The following is a 17,448-nucleotide window of genomic DNA, read 5'->3' on the forward strand; positions in this document are numbered from 1 at the left end:
GGAATCTTATTATGACTAAAAACTACGAAGAAACTATTTTCAGTAAAATCATTCGCAAAGAAATCCCTGCTTCGATCGTGTATCAAGACGAATTAGTCACTGCATTTCGTGATATTTCACCGCAAGCACCGACTCACATTCTAATCGTGCCGAATAAATTAATTCCAACCGTAAACCATGTAGAAGCGGAAGATGAATTAGCATTAGGTCGCTTATTTACCGTGGCGGCAAAAATTGCAAAAGAAGAAGGCATTGCAGAAGACGGTTATCGTTTAATTATGAACTGTAACGTACATGGCGGTCAGGAAGTGTTCCATATCCATATGCATTTAGTAGGTGGTGAACCTTTAGGCAAAATGTTAAGTAATAAATAATATGAAACATTTAAAATTTTATTGGCTATTTGCAATTTTTTCGCTTTTTTTGACCGCTTGTGGCAGTAATCCGCAAAGTTATATCAAAGGGAAATCAGAACCGATTGTAAATATTGAAGCTCAAATTGCTACTCTTGTTAAAGTCGATGCAGAAAGCGAAAGACTCTCTGTTACGAATTTAACTGAGCATCCGCTTAATTTATACTACAAATTATTTTGGTATGATAATCAAGGAGTTACCCAAACCGCTAATGATATATCAACGCAACCTTGGTTGAATTTATGGCTAAATAGCAAGCAGTCGCAACCACTGAAGCTTGAAAAACCGACCAATGAAAGTAGCAATTATCGTGTCTATTTACGTGGTAGCCGATGAATGCCCTCGCTTGGCTTGAGAGTCAACAACAAGCGGTCATTTTTCGAAAAAATTTAGCAGGTTTGACCGCTTGCAGCCAACAGATTCAGTTCGCCTCCGGCGAGCGATTTGTTTTACGCCAACAAAATGAGAGAGCAACTACGTTCGGGATTAATTATGCTCAAGAAGCACAAATTTTACACCATTTAACTCGCTTACCCTTTACGCCAAAGGTCTATTACCACAATGAAAATTCCAGTTTATTGACTTGGATTGAGGGTAATACACCTAGTCGTTTCAGTTCGTCATTATTAGATAAACTGGCGTCACAACTTGCCGAATTACATCTTTTCCCTATTGATGAATCACTGCCAAAACTAGATCTTGCTGAACGCTGTCAATTTTTATGGCAGAAACTCTCTGTTCAACAACAAGCCGTATTGAGATTTCATCCCCCATTTCAAACGATTCAGCCTTTTACACTGGCAATCTGTCATCATGATCTACATTTAGGTAATTTTATTGAAAAAAATGGCCGCTTATATCTGATTGATTGGGAATATAGTGCCGTGTCGGATCCGGCATTAGAGATTGCTATGCTCTTTAGTGCGAATGCTCAGATACTCAACGAACAACAACAAGCTGCGTTTCTTCGCTTGTATCTGCAAGCAACAAAATTTGATGAGAAAGGCTTTAAACAAAAAATGGCAGAATATCATTCTGCCATTAATCAGTTAAATCAATTATGGTTTGCGATTCTTGAACCATAAAAACTATTTTAAGAATGGATTATGCAGTTTCTCACGCCCGATTGTGGTGTGAGGACCATGACCAGCAACGACAATAAAATCATCATCCAAATCAAACATTTTGGTACGAATCGTATTGAGCAACACGTCTAAACTGCCCATATAAAGGTCGGTACGTCCAATACTGTCTTTAAATAACACATCACCGCTAAAAGCGATTTTATTTTCAAAATCAAAAAAACCGATATGTCCCGGTGCATGCCCCGGCAAATGACGAACGCTAAAACGTAACGAACCTACTTCAACTACATCATTTTCATTTAACCAATAATCCGGTAAGAATGCTTTCACCGGAGGAAGACCGAACATTTCACACATTTGCGGTAGTTGTTCAAATAACGGCTTATCATCAATATGAGAACCATACACTTCTACACCAAAGTGCTCTCGTACTTTTTCAACCGCCATAATATGATCTAAATGACCATGTGTAAGTAACAATTTTTGTACATTCAAGTTTTGTGATTCAACAAACTGAATGATTTTATCCGCATTATCACCCGCATCAATAATTGCGGCATTCTTATTATCATCCCAAATAACACTACAATTTTGCTGAAAAGCACTTACCGGGATAATTTGTAAATTAAACATAAAATTTGACCGCTTACCTAACCACGCCAAGTACGAACAGGACCGGTATCTACATGAACAAAATTACTACGAGGATAATAACCAACCCCGCCATTATGCAAGCTCTCTGCCGCTGCTTTCACTTTTGCAAGCGGTACGCCAGATACTCTAAAGTCAACCGCTTGTCCACGAATATGGTAACTATTGCTTGCTACGCCACGCTGTGTTCTATGCATTCTTGCGTTCGTTTGAGCTGAACGATAACCGCTTAACACTAAAATTTCCGCATTACGAAAACCTAAACGTTGTTGAATTTGATTTAATTTAACGAATAACATAGGGTCAATTCGTTTAATTTGGTTAGTATGGCGATCACGCATCAAATGATTTAATTGATGTAGATCCGCCACTGATAAATAACCACCGTGAAATTTAACCGCATAAGCATCACCCGTATTAATATTTCGGAAACGTAACGCTAACGGAGCTGGGGTTGAAAGCGCTGCCATTACTTTACCTGGCAATAAACTTGCCCCTAAAACAAGACCACCGAGCGATAACCACTTACGGCGTTGAACATTAGTTTGATTCATTGAATTTTTCCTCATTATCACGAGTAATGATTGATAGTAGATTACTCAATTCGAATAATTTACTATCAGCCATACATAAATAAAGGCTTATTGTTCATAAGCCTTTTAGGCTAACTCTAAAAAAGAAAGTTCCGAGAAGCAAGCCTTACTTCTCGGAAATTTTTATATTTGTGAATTAGATCACACTTTTCACTTTATTCCAACTTACTGCATTCTTCGGAATCGTTGCATCAAATTTATAGATATCAGGTAACGTATATACCTTCCCATTCTCTACCCATGCAGTAACATAGTATAAATAAACCGGATTGTCCGAACGAATATTCGCGGAAGTCGTTTTCTGACTTGCTAATACTTTTTGTTTTTTGTCCATGCTCCAGCCAGCTTCTTTTAATAAGATACTTGCTAAATCATCTGAACGCTCAACACGTACACACCCGGAACTTAACGCTCGATCCGTTTTACCGAATAGACCACGGTTTGGTGTATCATGTAAATAAATCGCATCCGAACTTGGCATATTAAATTTAAAACGACCCAGTGCACTATCATCGCCAGCTTTTTGACGAATACGGTAAGGAAGATTTTTACTATTCACATACTGCGCCCAATTCACACTGCGAGGATTAACTTTATTACCATTACCATCAAAAATTTCATAGCCGGCAGAATCCGCAAACCCCGGATTTTTAGCTAACTTCGGTATGATATCTTTGGTCAAAATTGTCGGCGGAATATTCCAAGGTGGGTTAACAACAACATTGCTTAGCTTGCTATACATTACCGGTGTACGGCGGTCATCACGACCAACAATTACTTTCGATTGTAACGCCAGCTGACCATCACGGAAGTAAAATAATTGGTAACTAGGAATATTAACGAAAATACCGTTATTAAAACTTGGAATAATTCGTAAACGTTGCGCATTTAATGCTAACTTATAAAACGTATCGTTACCTGTCGTCGTTGTAGCACCAGTTTCAGCCACTTTTGCTTTCTTCGCTTTTGTAGCTTTTTTCGCATTGCCCAGCTCTGACATAGACAATACACGCTGCGCAGTTTCTTGATAAATGTGATTACGAGGCACTAAATTAGCAATAAATTGCCCTGAACGTCCTTCTTGAACGGCATTTATCCATTGATTAATCTGCTCTTCATTTGGCGACTTTGGTGTATAACTGCCTAAGTTATATAACCATTGGTTCGCATTCTTAAAGACATTCTTGTTATAGTATAGATAGTCTAAAAAGCTATCCGTTAATAACATATCACGAACTTGTCCTTCCGGCTGATTTAGTATCTGTTCTAACGCTTTTGCCGATTTAGCAGATACTCCGCTGGCCGCTAACAATGCATATTCTTTGATGAATTGCTTTTCTGCCGCTTTGTCATTCCACATATTAGCAAAAGCATTATCTAAATACACTTTGGCGGTTGTTTTGCTTAATAGTAATGTATTAGCACCTACAACCTGCTGTAATTTTGCTTCTGCTTCCGCTAACTTTCTAGCTTCTTCTTGGCGAATTTGCTCTTGCTCAAATGCATAATCCGCGCGTTTTGCCAACTCTGCCGCCCGCGCTTGCTGAGCAGCAAAACTTAATTGAGGCAAAATTGCATCTTGTGCAATGGGTACCGTTGCAACATTCGGCTGTACCGAAGCAACTGCTGCAACCGGAACGGTTTCCGCCATAGCCATGCCAGAAAACATAAGAACCGGCAACAATTTAAAGGTTTTCACCTTATTCATACTAAATCCTTAGAACCGAGATTGTAAAAAGTCATAAAAAACAGACCGCTTAACTCTGGTTAAGCGGCAGTTGAATTAATACATTATAATCGATTTTATGACTTTTTATCAATTTCTAGCCAATCGACCATCATTTTCTCAGCTTCTTTCAAAAAGAAATCCGGTGCTTCATAATCTTTAGGTAAAGCATCAATATCTTTTAATGGCTTTTTACCTTCTCGAGCAAAACGAGCATTCAGATCTTTTAAGCGTTTCGCTTCATCCGCTTTATCTTCCTTTTGACGCTCCGCTAAGTTAAGTGATGTAAATTTACGTGCATCCCTTTCTTTACGAATTGTAATATCTTCATTTAATGCTACAAATTCAGGATCTTTCGCAATGCGCTCTTCATGCTTAGAAGTTAAAGCAGAAACCGCATCACGCGCATGACCTGCCGCATGATAAGTCGCCGCCGGAATCTTGTCCCATGGCAATGCGTTATCTTCAAAACTTTCACCGGTTTTCTCTGCATTAATTACTTCAGGGAACTTGATATCAGCTTCAACACCTTTTAACTGAGTACTTCCACCGTCAATACGATAGAATTTCTGAATCGTATATTGAATAAAACCTAACGGTTCTTGATCTAAATCGTACACAAAGTTTAACGAACGACTTTGTTGAACCGTACCTTTACCAAAAGTTTGTTGGCCGACAATAATTGCACGATTGTAATCTTGCATCGCTGCAGCAAAAATCTCTGACGCCGACGCACTATGACGGTTAATCATTACCATGATTTTGCCATCATAAAGTGACTTATCCGCCTCCGGATCTTCGTGGACTTTGATACGATTGAAAGCATCACGAACTTGAACAACCGGTCCATCTTTAATAAATAGCCCCGTTAATTCCACAACTTCCGTTAATGAACCGCCGCCGTTTTCACGTAAATCGATAATTAAACCGTCAGCTTTTTTAGTTTTCATATCATCTAATAATTTACGAACATCATTGGTTAAACCAATATAGAATGTCGAAATTTTGATGACAGCAATATTTTTACCTGCAATTTTTTCAACGGTTAACTTCGCAGCACTATCTTCAAGGCGAACTTTATCACGAGTTAAAGTAATAACTTTCGTTTTTCCACCTTTTTCCGGCTCGATTTCTAAACGAACCTTACTGCCTTTTTTACCTTTGATTTTGTCAACAACGTCATCTAAACGCCAACCGATTACATCTTCGATTTCGCCTTTTTCTTGACCTACGCCGACAATTTTGTCACCTACTGCAATCTTCTTGCTGCGAGCCGCCGGCGCACCCGGTACTAGCGATTTAATTGAAGTAACATCATCTTCCATAGCAAGTGTCGCACCGATACCTTCTAACGAAAGATTCATGCTTTCTTGGAATGCTTTAGCCGCTCGGGGGGATAAATAGCTAGTATGCGGATCAATTTCACGTGCAAAAGCATTTAAATACGTTTGTAAAATATCATCCGCTTTTATTTGCGTAAGACGCTTAATCGCTAAGTTATAACGTTTAGTTAATGTCTTTTTAATTTCCGGCCATTTTTTATCTTTAAGGTACAAGCTGATAATGTCGTTTTTAACACGCTGTTCCCATAATTTATCCGCCTCTTCCGAAGTTATTGGGAAAGGTGCTTTATCTCGCTCATTTTCAATTTGATCCGTACCTTTTAAATCAGGTTCTTTATCTAAAAGTGAAAGGGCATATTTATAGCGTTCATAACGACGCTTTGTCATAAGATCATAGATTTCAAATGCAGAATCTAATTTACCTTCATACAATTCTTCATCTAGCTTTGTTGCGTATTTCGCACGCATCGCATCGATTTCAGATTGTAAAAAAGTATTGTGCGTGCCATCTAACCAATCGATATAACGATTAAAAATCTTATTTGCGAACTCATCATCTAATTTAAATTTATGGTAATGAGACTGAGTTAAACGTGCGGTAACACGTTTAGTAGAAAGACTATGTTGTTCTGTTGGTTTAGGGGTAACTAATGCACTTTCTTTAATCTGAGGTTCAACTGCAAATGCAGTACCCATCATAGAACCAAGACACAGTGCAATGAGTCGGCTAAGCTTATTAATTTTCATAAAAATCCTAATTCATTATGAGGTATGCCCAAGTAAATAGGATAAGCGGTGTTAACAACTCTCACCGCTTATCCTTATCACTTAAAGACTAGAATTATTTATTACCTTTACTAAATTTATTCGTTAATGCAGCAAGGCTTTCTGCAGTTGCTTTCGCTGAAGCTTCCTTAGAAATTCGCGGTGCTTTTTTCACACGCACATCAACACGTTTTTTAGGCTTTTCTTCACGCGCTTTTTTCTTGAAGAATTCTTTGCGCTGTTCTTTACGTTGTTCTTTTCTTTGTTCAGCTTTACGAGCTGCATAAGCTTCTTTCGCAACCGCTAATGACTGTGCAGCATGCTCGGCTTGTGCTTCATCCACAATACCGGCTTCTTCACCTTGTAAACCGACACGTTGCGCATTAGCTTTACAAGCTGCAAGGTAACGCCAGCTCATCGTATAAGTACGTAATGCTTGACGTAATAATGTTTTACTCACTTTTTCATCATCTACCAGAGCTTCGGCTAAATCTTGAAAAAGGCCGACTTTTAATGGTTTAGCATCTCCTTCAATACTAAAACAAAGCGGAAATTTATCCGCTAAATATGCAATTACTTCCTTCACACTTGGGTTTGTTTTATTGCCATTTTGCGTTTTTACTTGTTGTTCTGACATAATGTTTTCTCTGTTAAAATTTAAGTCTAGATAAATGTTTAGCTTAATACGAAGCCTCGGCTCGTTACTATATTTTATTTAAGGAAGCTAGTCCATATAAAATCAAAATCTTTCGACTACGAGTTCATGTTAGACAAGAATATTCCTTTAGGTTTCGTAAATAATAAAAAAACATTTGCTTTAATGACTAATTGGTGTTCTAATCGTCTTGCTCTCGTAGCGTTATTAGTTCGATTCTTTCTATGTTGTTTTCCTTTCTATAAATCATTTCGATTTTCCGAGAGTTCTTCACCGATAAATCTCTAATCTCCAAATAAACGTGTAGCAATTCTTTTTATCAAATTTTTATAAGGAAAATCCTATGTCTAAAGCAACAGGTATCGTTAAATGGTTCAATTCAACTAAAGGTTTCGGTTTTATCACTCCGGATCAAAGCGGTAAAGATATTTTCGTTCACTTCTCTGGTATTGTTGGTTCAAACTTCCGTACTTTAGAAGAAGGTGCAAAAGTTGAATTTGAAGTACAAGATTCTGATCGTGGTCCTTCAGCGGTAAACGTGAAAGCACTTTAATCTTAAAATGCTTATTAAAATTTTAAAGCCAGCTCTTGCTGGCTTTTTTATTATACGTCACTAGGCTCATACGCCAACGGATACAAATCCAATTTATCCATTAACAAGCGGTCGGAATCTTCTTCCGGATTGCAAGTCGTTAACAACTTCTCACCATAGAAAATCGAATTGGCGCCCGCCATAAAACACAATGTTTGCATCGCTTCCGGCATTGCGGTTCTACCTGCTGATAAACGCACATAACTTTTCGGCATTGTAATACGGGCAACCGCAATCGTTCTAACAAATTCTGTCCAATCTAGATCCTCAGCGTCTTCCAACGGTGTACCTTCTACTTTAATTAATTGGTTAATCGGCACACTTTCAGGTTGCGGATCAAGGTTGGCTAAACTTGCAATAAGCCCAGCACGCTCAGGACGCGTTTCGTTCATGCCGACAATCCCACCACAACATACTTTTAAACCGGCATGGCGCACTTTACCAAGCGTATCCATCCGATCATCATGATTACGTGTATGCACAATTTTGCTATAACGTTCCGGATCAGTATCTAAATTATGATTGTAATAATCTAATCCGGCTTGTTTTAAATCTTCCGCCATCCCCTCTTCAAGTAAACCGAAGGTACCGCACGTTTCTAAGCCTAATGCCTTAACCGCACTAATAATATTGGAAACGACTTTAATGTCTTTCGGCTTCGGACCGCGCCAAGCTGCGCCCATACAAAAGCGACTTGCGCCTCGTGCTTTCGCAATTTTTGCCTTCTCGACAATGTCTTCTACATCCATCATCACTTGCTTTTCAAGTCCGGTATCATAGCGAGCAGACTGAGGACAATATTCACATTCTTCCGGACAACCGCCTGTTTTTATCGAAAGTAACGTAGATAATTGAATCGCTTGCGGATCAAAGTTTTCTCTATGCACTTGTGCCGCTTTAAACACTAGTTCCATAAAAGGCATCGCAAACAGTTCCTCCACTTGGCATTTTCGCCAATATTGTGCTGTCGGATGTGGGGTTAATTCACTCTTTGCCTTTAAACGTAAATTATAAGTAGTCATCTTATCTCCTTAACTACAAAAAGCGGTCAAATTCTCTCTATTTTTTGCAAAATTTCAGAGAAAATTGACCGCTTAACAAATTAATTATTTCGCAGATTTCTTAGCTTTAGTGCCTTTTGCTTTATTCTCATCTTCCGCCATAGTCTTTACGCAAAGGTGGAGAATCTGTTCAACACCGTTATGGATATATTCATCACTACGTACTTTGTTTTTTTGAATATCTAACATTGCATCATGAATACCTTGGCTCATGCTTGGCGTTTGAACTAAGTTCCAACATTCCGGATCTAAATGGTTAAAATTACCTTGTAGATCGGCGGCATAAAGTACGCCACTATAATAGGCATAGATATTGTGATCCATCATACGATTTAAAATCATCGCGCGAATCTGTTCAACCGGCATTTTCACTTTTTTGCTGTACCAGTCATTTACCCCATTCATAAATGAATCAATATCGTAACTTTCATTTACTCGATCAGCGTAAGTTTGTGCAGTCGCACCATAAGCAATCGCATAAGATTTCTGATCAATCTCAGAATCACTTAAACGAGTCCAACCACTTTTTGTAGAACAAGCGGCTAATACGGCTAAGGTTAAACCAACCAACATAGTTTTAATGATGTTTTTCATATCGCACTCCTTATCGCTTTATAAAATTTATTATCTATTTTAACGAATAAATGGCAAAATTACCTAAATTTTTTTAAGAGGTAATCATGAAACAGTATTTAGATTTATGTCATCGTATCGTAAACGAAGGGAAATGGGTAGAGAATGAGCGCACTGGTAAGCGTTGTTTAACTGTTATCAATGCGGATTTAACTTATGATGTTGCTAACGGTGAATTTCCGTTAGTCACTACTCGTCGCAGCTTCTGGAAAGCGGCAATTGCCGAATTACTCGGCTATATTCGCGGTTACGATAATGCGGCTGACTTCCGTAATCTGGGTACAAAATCATGGGACGCGAATGCCAATCAAAATGCCGCTTGGCTAGCAAATCCATACCGTAAAGGTGAAGATGATATGGGATTGGTTTATGGTGCAGTAGGTCGTAACTTTCCTAAGCCGGACGGTGGTTCGATTGATTTACTGCGTCAAATTGTCGATGACCTAAAAAAAGGTGTAGATAATCGAGGTGAGATTTATACTTTTTATCATCCGGGTGTATTTCATATGGGCTGTTTACGTCCTTGCTTATATAGCCATCATTTCTCGCTTTTAGACGGCACGCTTTATTTAAACAGTACGCAACGTTCTGCCGATGTGCCGTTAGGCTTAAACTGGAACATGATCCAATGTTACACATTCCTAGCTTTAATGGCACAAATTACCGGACACAAAGCCGGACAAGCATTTCATAAAATCGTCAATGCGCATATTTATGAAGACCAATTGGAATTAATGCGTGATGTACAATTGAAAAGAGAGCCGTTAAGTGTACCTAAACTTTGGATTAATCCGGAAATCAAATCATTGCAAGACTTAGAAACTTGGGTGACGCTTGATGATTTCAAAGTAGAAGGCTACGAATATCATCCAAGCATTCAATATCCGTTCGCAGTCTAACATTTAAAAAATAGCAATAAAAAAGCCTAGAACTTGTACAGTCTAGGCTTTTTTTTTTGAAATTTTAAAAAGAATTATTTCACTAAATCTTTTAACGCTTTACCTGCAACAAACGCTGGTACTTTAGCTGCTGCGATTTTGATTTCTTCACCAGTACGTGGGTTACGACCAGTACGTGCATTACGCTCATTTACTTTAAACGTACCGAAGCCGATTAATTGAACTGCATCACCTTTTTTGAGGCTTTCAGAGATCGCTTCTAAAGTAGCTTCTAATGCTGCTTTAGCATCTTTTTTGCTTAACTCTGCACCTGCTGCGATTGCATCGATTAACTCAGTTTTGTTCATAATTGTATCCTCTAAGATTTTATTTAGATAAATGGCGTTAACCCGCCTGAAACTTGTTGCATAACGCCCCGCTAGCTTAATTCAAACTGAGATATTCTCAAAGTGAATAATGCAGCATTATATGGGGAAGTTGATTTATTGATTAAATTTTAACCCAATATTACTAATTCCGCTACTGCGAATCTCATTTTTTAATTCAAGAATGAGTTCAATATCACGTTCTTCACACTCATTAAGCAAACGATAAACTTGCCACTGTACATCAAGTTCATCTTGAATTTCTTCCGCATTTTTAAGCTCTTGTTCATTTAATTCACGGTCTTGCTGCATTTCTAAATAGCTTGCCACCGTACCTAATGAAATTTGGCTAATGCGAATCGCTTGTTCTAAGGTCGAACCGGCAATTAGACTATGTAATAATTCAGAAAGCGCTTCACACGCCTCTTGTGCGGGTAAGACACCAAAAAAGTCATAATCGTTCACATCCGGAATAATTTCTTCTAATTTTTCCAGCTGATTATCAAAGTTAATCTTTGCACCTTTAACCGTTAAAAACTCCCAAACTAAGTTGAGAACATTTTGGAATACCTTGGCTTTTTCCGGCTGTTCAGTCACCTCACAAAACAGCTGATAATTCGGATACATTCTTTCGCAAAGGCACGCCATAAACGTTAGATGTTGCCAAGACTCAAAACGTTCCATACGTTTATGAATAGGATTTCTCATTTTTCCCTCTTTCGTTAAACTAAGCTGATTTTCCAAAATACAAGCGGTCGGATTTTCATAATTTTTTGCAAAATTTTCCCGAAATTTAACCGCTTGTTTAAGGCAAACCGGCTATGAGATTACTTATGGTATTGCTTTGAGTACTCGTGAATCGCATCCACAAATACTTTCGGACTATGTTCCGGCACGTCTTGATGAATCCCGTGTCCGAGATTGAACACATGACCGGAGCCTTGACCGAAACCGGCTAAGATTTGTTTCACTTCCTGCTCAATACGTTCCGGCTGCGCATACAATACGCTCGGATCCATATTACCCTGTAGTGCAACTTTGTGTCCGACACGACGACGAGCATCAGCGATATCAATCGTCCAGTCTAAACCTACCGCATCACAGCCGGTTTCCGCAATCGCTTCCAACCATAAGCCGCCACCTTTTGTAAATAAGGTTACCGGTACTTTTCTACCGTCATTTTCACGAATTAAACCGTCCACGATTTTATGCATATAACGTAGCGAGAACTCTTTATATTCGTTATGCGCCAATACACCGCCCCAAGTATCGAAAACCATCACTGCTTGCGCGCCGGCTTTGATTTGTGCGTTTAAATATAAAATCACGCTATCGGCTAATTTATCTAATAATGCGTGTAAAATTTGCGGATCCGCATACATCATTTTTTTGATTTTGGTGAACGCCTTGCTTGAACCGCCTTCCACCATATAAGTAGCTAATGTCCATGGGCTACCGGAGAAACCGATTAACGGCACCTCGCCTTTTAATTCACGGCGAATCGTACGCACTGCATTCATTACATATTGCAATTCGCCTTCCGGATCCGGAATCGGTAAGTTTTCTACCTGTGCTTTAGTTTCAATCGGACGAGCAAATTTAGGACCTTCTCCCGCGCCGAAACTTAAACCTAAACCCATTGCGTCCGGGATAGTTAAAATATCAGAGAATAAAATCGCCGCATCCAACGCATAACGACGTAACGGCTGTAAAGTCACTTCACACGCTAAATCCGCATTGCGGCATAAAGACATAAAATCACCGGCTTCTGCACGAGTCGCTTTATATTCCGGTAGATAACGACCTGCTTGACGCATCATCCATACCGGAGTCATATCCACAGGTTCGCGTAGTAATGCTCTTAAATAACGATCATTTTTTAATTGGCTCATAATATTCCTTGTGTAATCGGTTCTATATAAATAAGCGGTTAAATTTCACGAAAAATTTGCAAAATTTTGCCACAAAGCCACCGCTTGTATATAACTCATTGGGATTAGTGAATTTGTGGTTTTTCGGCTGTTTTCACATTCAACGCAAAGTGGCTGTGCAAGAAGAGCGTAAGCACTCGAAGATACTCCACCACTTCTTCTCCCGCTTCTAACAATTCATTATTATCATCGTCTTCATTGTAACCTAATTTAGATATTTCTTCTAAATCATCTAAAGCCTCACCAATCTCATCCGTCTCACGACTTAATTTGGGTTGCGCTAAGCCTAAACCTAATAAAAATTGGCTCGTCCACTCTGCAATCGCATCCGCTAGTGCGAAACCATCTTCATTACTTGGAGTCCAAAGCGAGAATAACGTATTGGCCTCATCAAAACTTTCGGTCAATTGCTGATAAAAATCAGTTAACACCGCTAAAGGCGCTTGCGAAAAGGCATGACCGTCATTTAAAAATTGGTAAGTTAAGGTTTTCCAAGATTCATCTTGTACGCCACCTGCAATTAATCCACTTAAAAAACCGTGTACTTCCGCCGCTGTTTCAGCAATTTGAAGTTGTGCGATTAATTGATTAAATTCATTTGATTGTGTAATAGCCATAGTGTCTTATTTGTGATTCTGTCAAAGAATGGCATAATAGCAAAAAATTTATATTACTTGTGAGGATTTCGCGACTATGTCGGCAAATTATATTGAAGTTCAAATTTTTGGGCAGGTGCTTCGTTTACATTGTCCACCGGATCAACAACACAATTTACTTGCTTCCGCGCAACGTTTGGAAGAACGCGTGGCGGTATTAAAAGAACAATCCGGTATTATTCAGCTTGAAAAAGTCTTAGCGATTGTTGCCTTAAACCTAAATTATGAACTGGAGCAAGAAAAGCAAAAAAATGCGAATAATAAAGCGGTATTAGAATCTTGTATCCAACAACTCGATAGCTCATTAAATAAATTACAAACCAATACATCGGTTGCAATTAATCAAGAAAATGTTTAAAAGCTGATCGTTTGCGAATTTTTCTAAATTCAAGACTAGGAAAAATTCTCAATTTCCGTTAGTATAACTCTTGCCTGGGGTGTGCGTGACTGGTTACGTCCCTGAGCCGATAATTGAAAACTTTGAGTTGGACATCTAATTGCTGGTGAGCAAGCTTACCTTGAGTAAGAAGCCTAAAGGCGCTTAAGTTCGACTCCCTTGAACCGTCTGGTTCAAGGACCACCACCGGTGGCGGCACTTCGGGTTCTTTCATTTCTCTGTTTGGTATTTCAATATGCAAACAAGTCAATCTCGGCGAGAAACTCGTCAATTCATACGAAATCAAATGCGAGCCAAACGGCTTGAGCTTACCACACATCAACAAATTACAGCTTCATTAAATCTTATCCCTCAGGCGCTTTCTTTGATTGATTATTATCAAGCCTCTCATCTTGCTTTCTATTTGCCATTTAAAGCAGAAATTTCACCGCTACCGCTAATGCAACACCTCGCTGAACAAGGTAAATCGATTTATCTGCCGGTATTACATCCTTTTAGTCCCGGTAATCTACTTTTTCTGCAATACCATCCGTCTTCTCAACTTGAACGCCATGCATTCGGTATGCAGCAGCCTAAACTTGATATTCGTCAGCTAAAGCCGCTTGAAGAATTAGAGATGATCTTTACCCCGCTTCTCGCTTGCGATAGCCAGCTAAATCGCTTAGGCTATGGAGGCGGTTTTTATGATCGAACTCTCGCTCAAACTCAAGCCATTAGTGTCGGATTAGCTTATCGTTGCCAGTTAATCGAACAACTTCCTGTCGAGCCTTGGGATATGCCGCTCAATCATCTGATATTAGGAGACACAGAATGACAGAAAAAGAATCATCAGGAAGCCAAACGCTGGTAAGAGGATTAAAACTACTTGAGTTACTTTCTCAATATCCGAACGGCTGCCCGCTCGCTCAGCTTTCCGAACTTGCCCAATTAAATAAAAGTACCGTGCATCGTTTATTACAAAGCTTACAACAAGAAGGCTTCGTTCGCCCTGCGCCTACTACCGGCAGCTACCGTCTTACCACGAAATGTCTTGCTATTGGTCAACGTGCATTAAGTTCATTGAACATTCTGCACATTGCCGCTCCTCACCTTGAAGCACTTAATCTCAAATTGGGTGAAACGGTTAATTTTGCGATACGTGAAGGCAATCATGCGATTTTGATCTATAAACTCGAACCGACCACCGGTATGATGAAAACCAGGGCTTATATCGGGCAAAGATTACAATTATATTGCTCAGGTATGGGTAAGTTATTCTTAGCCTATGATAAAGCTGAATATATCCCGCAATATTGGCAACAAAAGCATGACATCATTCGCCAACTTACCGCAAATACGATTACCACAATTCCGGAAATGGAAGCCGAATTAGCCAAGATCCGCCAACAACAATTTGCAATGGATGATGAAGAAAATGAATTAGGCGTATCTTGTATTGCTTGTCCTATTTTTGATAACCAAGGAAAAGTAAATTATGCAGTCTCCATCTCCTTATCAACCGCACGCTTGAGCCAGCTTGGCTTCGATGTTCTTTATCCGGCACTTCGCACTACTGCACAAAAAATTTCAGAAGAATTAGGCTGGCAAGGGGAATAAGCGGTCAGATCTTCAACGAATTTTGCAAAAATTCCACGAAGATCTGATTTTATATTCAGGTATTTTTTCTATCCACAATCTCTGTGGATAACTTTGTGGATTTCTTTTTGAAAAACAAGCTAACCCTAGATAAAACCTAGCCTCTATCACTTTCACTCAAAATTGAGCACAAAATAACATTTCTTTGAAAATCAATAAGTTAAGTTTTGACTAGTCCTTTTGATAAAAATTTTTAAAAATATTTCTTGTAAATCCGCTTGACAAGTATTGCCTGTGTACAACTGTTAATCCCATCGTAAAAAATCAGATAAAAAGCGAACTAAATTCGTTAAAAAAACGATCATTTTTTGCTATAAAATGTAAAAAAATTGTTGCAAACGTTTGCAAATTAGTTATAGTCAGGTTGTATAGGTTATCAACAAACAACAATAATTTTATTTATCTCGATATAAGCCGCATAGAAATGCGGAAAATAGCGATAGAAATTCATTTTACCGATATTTTTTGCTATAATTCGCCCTTTTTGTGCTAACGAAAACATAGAAAGAATAAGAGGAATAACTATGTTTGGATTTGATCCTACCACGACCACATTCCTGATTTATATCATTGGAATGATCTTAATCGGTTTTATCGCCTATCGTGTTACCAATAACCTTTCGGACTACATCTTAGGTGGTCGCCGTTTAGGTAGCTTTGTGACGGCATTATCCGCCGGAGCGTCCGATATGTCAGGCTGGCTTTTGATGGGCTTACCGGGTGCGATTTATGCTGGCGGCTTAATTGAAGGCTGGTTAGCGATCGGCTTAACCATCGGTGCTTACCTAAACTGGAAATTAGTTGCAGGCCGTCTACGTTCTCATACGGAACACAGTGGCGATGCACTAACCTTACCCGAATACTTTCATAATCGTTTTGGTGATAAAACCAAACTGATCAAAATCCTATCTGCGGTTATTTTCCTACTCTTTTTTGCGGTTTACTGTGCCTCAGGCGTAGTAGCGGGCGCGCGAGTTTTTGAAAATCTATTCGGTGTACCTTACGCCGATGCTATTTGGTATGGTGCAGTTGCAACCATTCTCTACACTTTTATCGGTGGTTTCTTAGCTGTAAGTTGGACGGATACGATTCAAGCTTCACTGATGTTATTTGCACTGATCTTAACGCCTGTTTTCGTTATCTTAAACGTAGGCGGCATTGAGGCGATGCAAGAAAGCATTGCGCTTGCCGAAGTTGCTGCCAATAAAAATTACAATGATATGTTTACCGGCACAACCGTCCTCGGCGTATTAAGCTTATTAGCATGGGGCTTAGGTTATTTCGGTCAACCGCACATTGTAGTGCGCTTTATGGCGGCGGAAAGTGTCAAATCTCTTGAGAATGCACGCCGCATCAGTATGACTTGGATGGTTATCTGCCTTGCCGGCGCTATCGGTATCGGTTATTTCGGTATGGCATACTTCTTTAAATTCCCGGAAAATGCCCAAGTCGTTAACCAAAATAATGAACAAATCTTTATTGAACTGGCAAAATTATTATTCAATCCTTGGATTGCCGGTATTTTATTATCAGCGATCTTAGCGGCAGTAATGAGTACGCTTTCAGCACAACTTTTAATTTGCTCGAGTGCAATTACCGAAGACTTATATAAAGGTATTATTCGCCCGTCTGCAACGGATAAAGAATTAGTCTGGCTTGGTCGAGTAATGGTGCTTGCCGTAGCGGCGCTTGCCATTTACATTGCACAAGATCCGAACAGCCAAGTATTTGCATTGGTCAAAGACGCTTGGGCGGGCTTCGGCTCGGCATTTGGCCCTGTCGTATTACTGTCACTCTTCTGGAAACGTATGAACGGCTTTGGTGCGATTGCCGGTATGTTAACCGGGGCATTAATCGTTTATTTCTGGAAAGACTTAACCGTAGCGCTTTCACTGCCTGAAATGTATTCGATGATTCCGGGCTTTATCAGTGCAATGTTTACCATCGTGATTATCTCACTTATCACACCGGCACCAAGTAAAGACGTTATCGAAACTTTCGAACGAGCCGATAAGTCTTATTTAGACGAAGTAAAATAAAAACAAAA

The 17,448-nt window shown here is 39.3% G+C and carries 20 protein-coding genes and 1 other RNA gene; 10 read left to right on the plus strand and 11 right to left on the minus strand.

The genetic code is table 11. The annotated features are described in order from the left end of the window. Positions 1-11: 11 nt before the first annotated feature. Genes hinT through EL121_RS02885 form a run of 3 tightly spaced genes read left to right on the plus strand, consistent with a single transcriptional unit; the run spans position 12 to position 1,499 of the window. On the plus strand, positions 12-374 hold the full coding sequence (hinT, locus tag EL121_RS02875) for a purine nucleoside phosphoramidase (protein WP_039197563.1): 363 nt from the start codon (positions 12-14) through the stop codon (positions 372-374). A 1-nt stretch (position 375) separates the two neighbouring features. Further along, positions 376-750 (plus strand): YcfL family protein, encoded by a 375-nt coding sequence (locus tag EL121_RS02880; protein ID WP_039197565.1) that lies wholly within the window; start codon positions 376-378, stop codon positions 748-750. After that, entirely contained in the window at positions 747-1,499 is a 753-nt protein-coding gene (locus EL121_RS02885) for a choline/ethanolamine kinase family protein (protein WP_039197567.1), read from the plus strand. The genes EL121_RS02880 and EL121_RS02885 overlap by 4 nt, the downstream gene beginning before the upstream one ends. 3 nt (positions 1,500-1,502) lie before the next feature. On the opposite strand, the gene EL121_RS02890 is transcribed toward EL121_RS02885, so the two are convergent. From EL121_RS02890 to proQ, 5 genes are all read right to left on the minus strand, one after another. Then, positions 1,503-2,132, minus strand: a complete 630-nt coding sequence (locus tag EL121_RS02890; protein WP_039197569.1) for an MBL fold metallo-hydrolase — start codon at positions 2,130-2,132, stop codon at positions 1,503-1,505. 17 nt (positions 2,133-2,149) lie between these two features. Continuing rightward, positions 2,150-2,704, minus strand: a complete 555-nt coding sequence (locus tag EL121_RS02895) for a YcbK family protein (protein ID WP_039197571.1) — start codon at positions 2,702-2,704, stop codon at positions 2,150-2,152. A 175-nt stretch (positions 2,705-2,879) separates the two neighbouring features. After that, on the minus strand, positions 2,880-4,451 hold the full coding sequence (locus tag EL121_RS02900) for a L,D-transpeptidase family protein (protein WP_039197573.1): 1,572 nt from the start codon (positions 4,449-4,451) through the stop codon (positions 2,880-2,882). Positions 4,452-4,546: 95 nt separating this feature from the next. Further along, complete coding sequence (gene prc / locus EL121_RS02905; RefSeq protein ID WP_039197574.1) at positions 4,547-6,559, minus strand: carboxy terminal-processing peptidase; 2,013 nt, start codon at positions 6,557-6,559, stop codon at positions 4,547-4,549. A gap of 94 nt (positions 6,560-6,653) precedes the next feature. After that, the gene (gene proQ, locus EL121_RS02910; protein ID WP_039197575.1) at positions 6,654-7,214 is read right to left on the minus strand and encodes an RNA chaperone ProQ; all 561 of its coding nucleotides are present in this window, start codon (positions 7,212-7,214) and stop codon (positions 6,654-6,656) included. Positions 7,215-7,575: 361 nt separating this feature from the next. Between proQ and cspE the strand changes: the two genes are divergently transcribed. Continuing rightward, on the plus strand, positions 7,576-7,785 hold the full coding sequence (gene cspE, locus EL121_RS02915; RefSeq protein ID WP_039197576.1) for a transcription antiterminator/RNA stability regulator CspE: 210 nt from the start codon (positions 7,576-7,578) through the stop codon (positions 7,783-7,785). Positions 7,786-7,835: 50 nt separating this feature from the next. Here the strand turns inward: cspE and bioB are convergent, their stop codons facing one another. Both bioB and EL121_RS02925 read right to left on the minus strand, forming a co-directional pair. Then, on the minus strand, positions 7,836-8,846 hold the full coding sequence (gene bioB, locus EL121_RS02920) for a biotin synthase BioB (RefSeq protein ID WP_039197577.1): 1,011 nt from the start codon (positions 8,844-8,846) through the stop codon (positions 7,836-7,838). Between the two features lie 84 nt (positions 8,847-8,930). After that, positions 8,931-9,479 carry a hypothetical protein gene (locus tag EL121_RS02925; RefSeq protein WP_039197578.1) on the minus strand — a complete coding sequence of 183 codons (549 nt, stop codon included), beginning with the start codon at positions 9,477-9,479 and terminating at the stop codon, positions 8,931-8,933. A gap of 86 nt (positions 9,480-9,565) precedes the next feature. On the opposite strand from EL121_RS02925, the gene EL121_RS02930 reads away from it, so the two are divergent. Further along, a complete protein-coding gene (locus EL121_RS02930; RefSeq protein ID WP_039197579.1) occupies positions 9,566-10,417 on the plus strand; it encodes a thymidylate synthase in 852 nt (283 codons plus the stop codon). 74 nt (positions 10,418-10,491) lie between these two features. On the opposite strand, the gene EL121_RS02935 is transcribed toward EL121_RS02930, so the two are convergent. The 4 genes from EL121_RS02935 to EL121_RS02950 all read right to left on the minus strand — a co-directional run bounded on the left by EL121_RS02935 (position 10,492) and on the right by EL121_RS02950 (position 13,330). After that, positions 10,492-10,767 carry an HU family DNA-binding protein gene (locus EL121_RS02935; RefSeq protein WP_338029191.1) on the minus strand — a complete coding sequence of 92 codons (276 nt, stop codon included), beginning with the start codon at positions 10,765-10,767 and terminating at the stop codon, positions 10,492-10,494. Positions 10,768-10,899: 132 nt separating this feature from the next. Then, positions 10,900-11,490: a YjaG family protein gene (locus EL121_RS02940; RefSeq protein ID WP_039197582.1), complete on the minus strand. Its 591-nt coding sequence runs from the start codon at positions 11,488-11,490 to the stop codon at positions 10,900-10,902. Positions 11,491-11,609: 119 nt separating this feature from the next. Continuing rightward, positions 11,610-12,674 carry a uroporphyrinogen decarboxylase gene (hemE, locus tag EL121_RS02945; RefSeq protein ID WP_039197583.1) on the minus strand — a complete coding sequence of 355 codons (1,065 nt, stop codon included), beginning with the start codon at positions 12,672-12,674 and terminating at the stop codon, positions 11,610-11,612. A gap of 104 nt (positions 12,675-12,778) precedes the next feature. Next, a complete protein-coding gene (locus EL121_RS02950; protein WP_039197585.1) occupies positions 12,779-13,330 on the minus strand; it encodes a UPF0149 family protein in 552 nt (183 codons plus the stop codon). Positions 13,331-13,406: 76 nt separating this feature from the next. Between EL121_RS02950 and EL121_RS02955 the strand changes: the two genes are divergently transcribed. From EL121_RS02955 to putP, 5 genes are all read left to right on the plus strand, one after another. After that, positions 13,407-13,727 (plus strand): cell division protein ZapA, encoded by a 321-nt coding sequence (locus EL121_RS02955; RefSeq protein WP_039197587.1) that lies wholly within the window; start codon positions 13,407-13,409, stop codon positions 13,725-13,727. Between the two features lie 68 nt (positions 13,728-13,795). Next, positions 13,796-13,977, plus strand: a non-coding RNA gene (gene ssrS / locus EL121_RS02960) — 6S RNA. Positions 13,978-14,001: 24 nt separating this feature from the next. After that, positions 14,002-14,580, plus strand: a complete 579-nt coding sequence (locus EL121_RS02965; RefSeq protein ID WP_039197588.1) for a 5-formyltetrahydrofolate cyclo-ligase — start codon at positions 14,002-14,004, stop codon at positions 14,578-14,580. Then, a complete protein-coding gene (locus EL121_RS02970) occupies positions 14,577-15,362 on the plus strand; it encodes an IclR family transcriptional regulator (protein ID WP_039197590.1) in 786 nt (261 codons plus the stop codon). Before EL121_RS02965 ends, EL121_RS02970 begins: the two co-directional genes overlap by 4 nt. Before the next feature lie 563 nt (positions 15,363-15,925). Next, the gene (putP, locus tag EL121_RS02975; RefSeq protein ID WP_039197592.1) at positions 15,926-17,440 is read left to right on the plus strand and encodes a sodium/proline symporter PutP; all 1,515 of its coding nucleotides are present in this window, start codon (positions 15,926-15,928) and stop codon (positions 17,438-17,440) included. The last annotated feature ends 8 nt before the right edge of the window (positions 17,441-17,448 follow it).

The sequence above is a fragment of the Actinobacillus equuli genome (assembly GCF_900636745.1).
In the GTDB taxonomy this organism is placed as follows: Bacteria; Pseudomonadota; Gammaproteobacteria; order Enterobacterales; family Pasteurellaceae; genus Actinobacillus; species Actinobacillus equuli.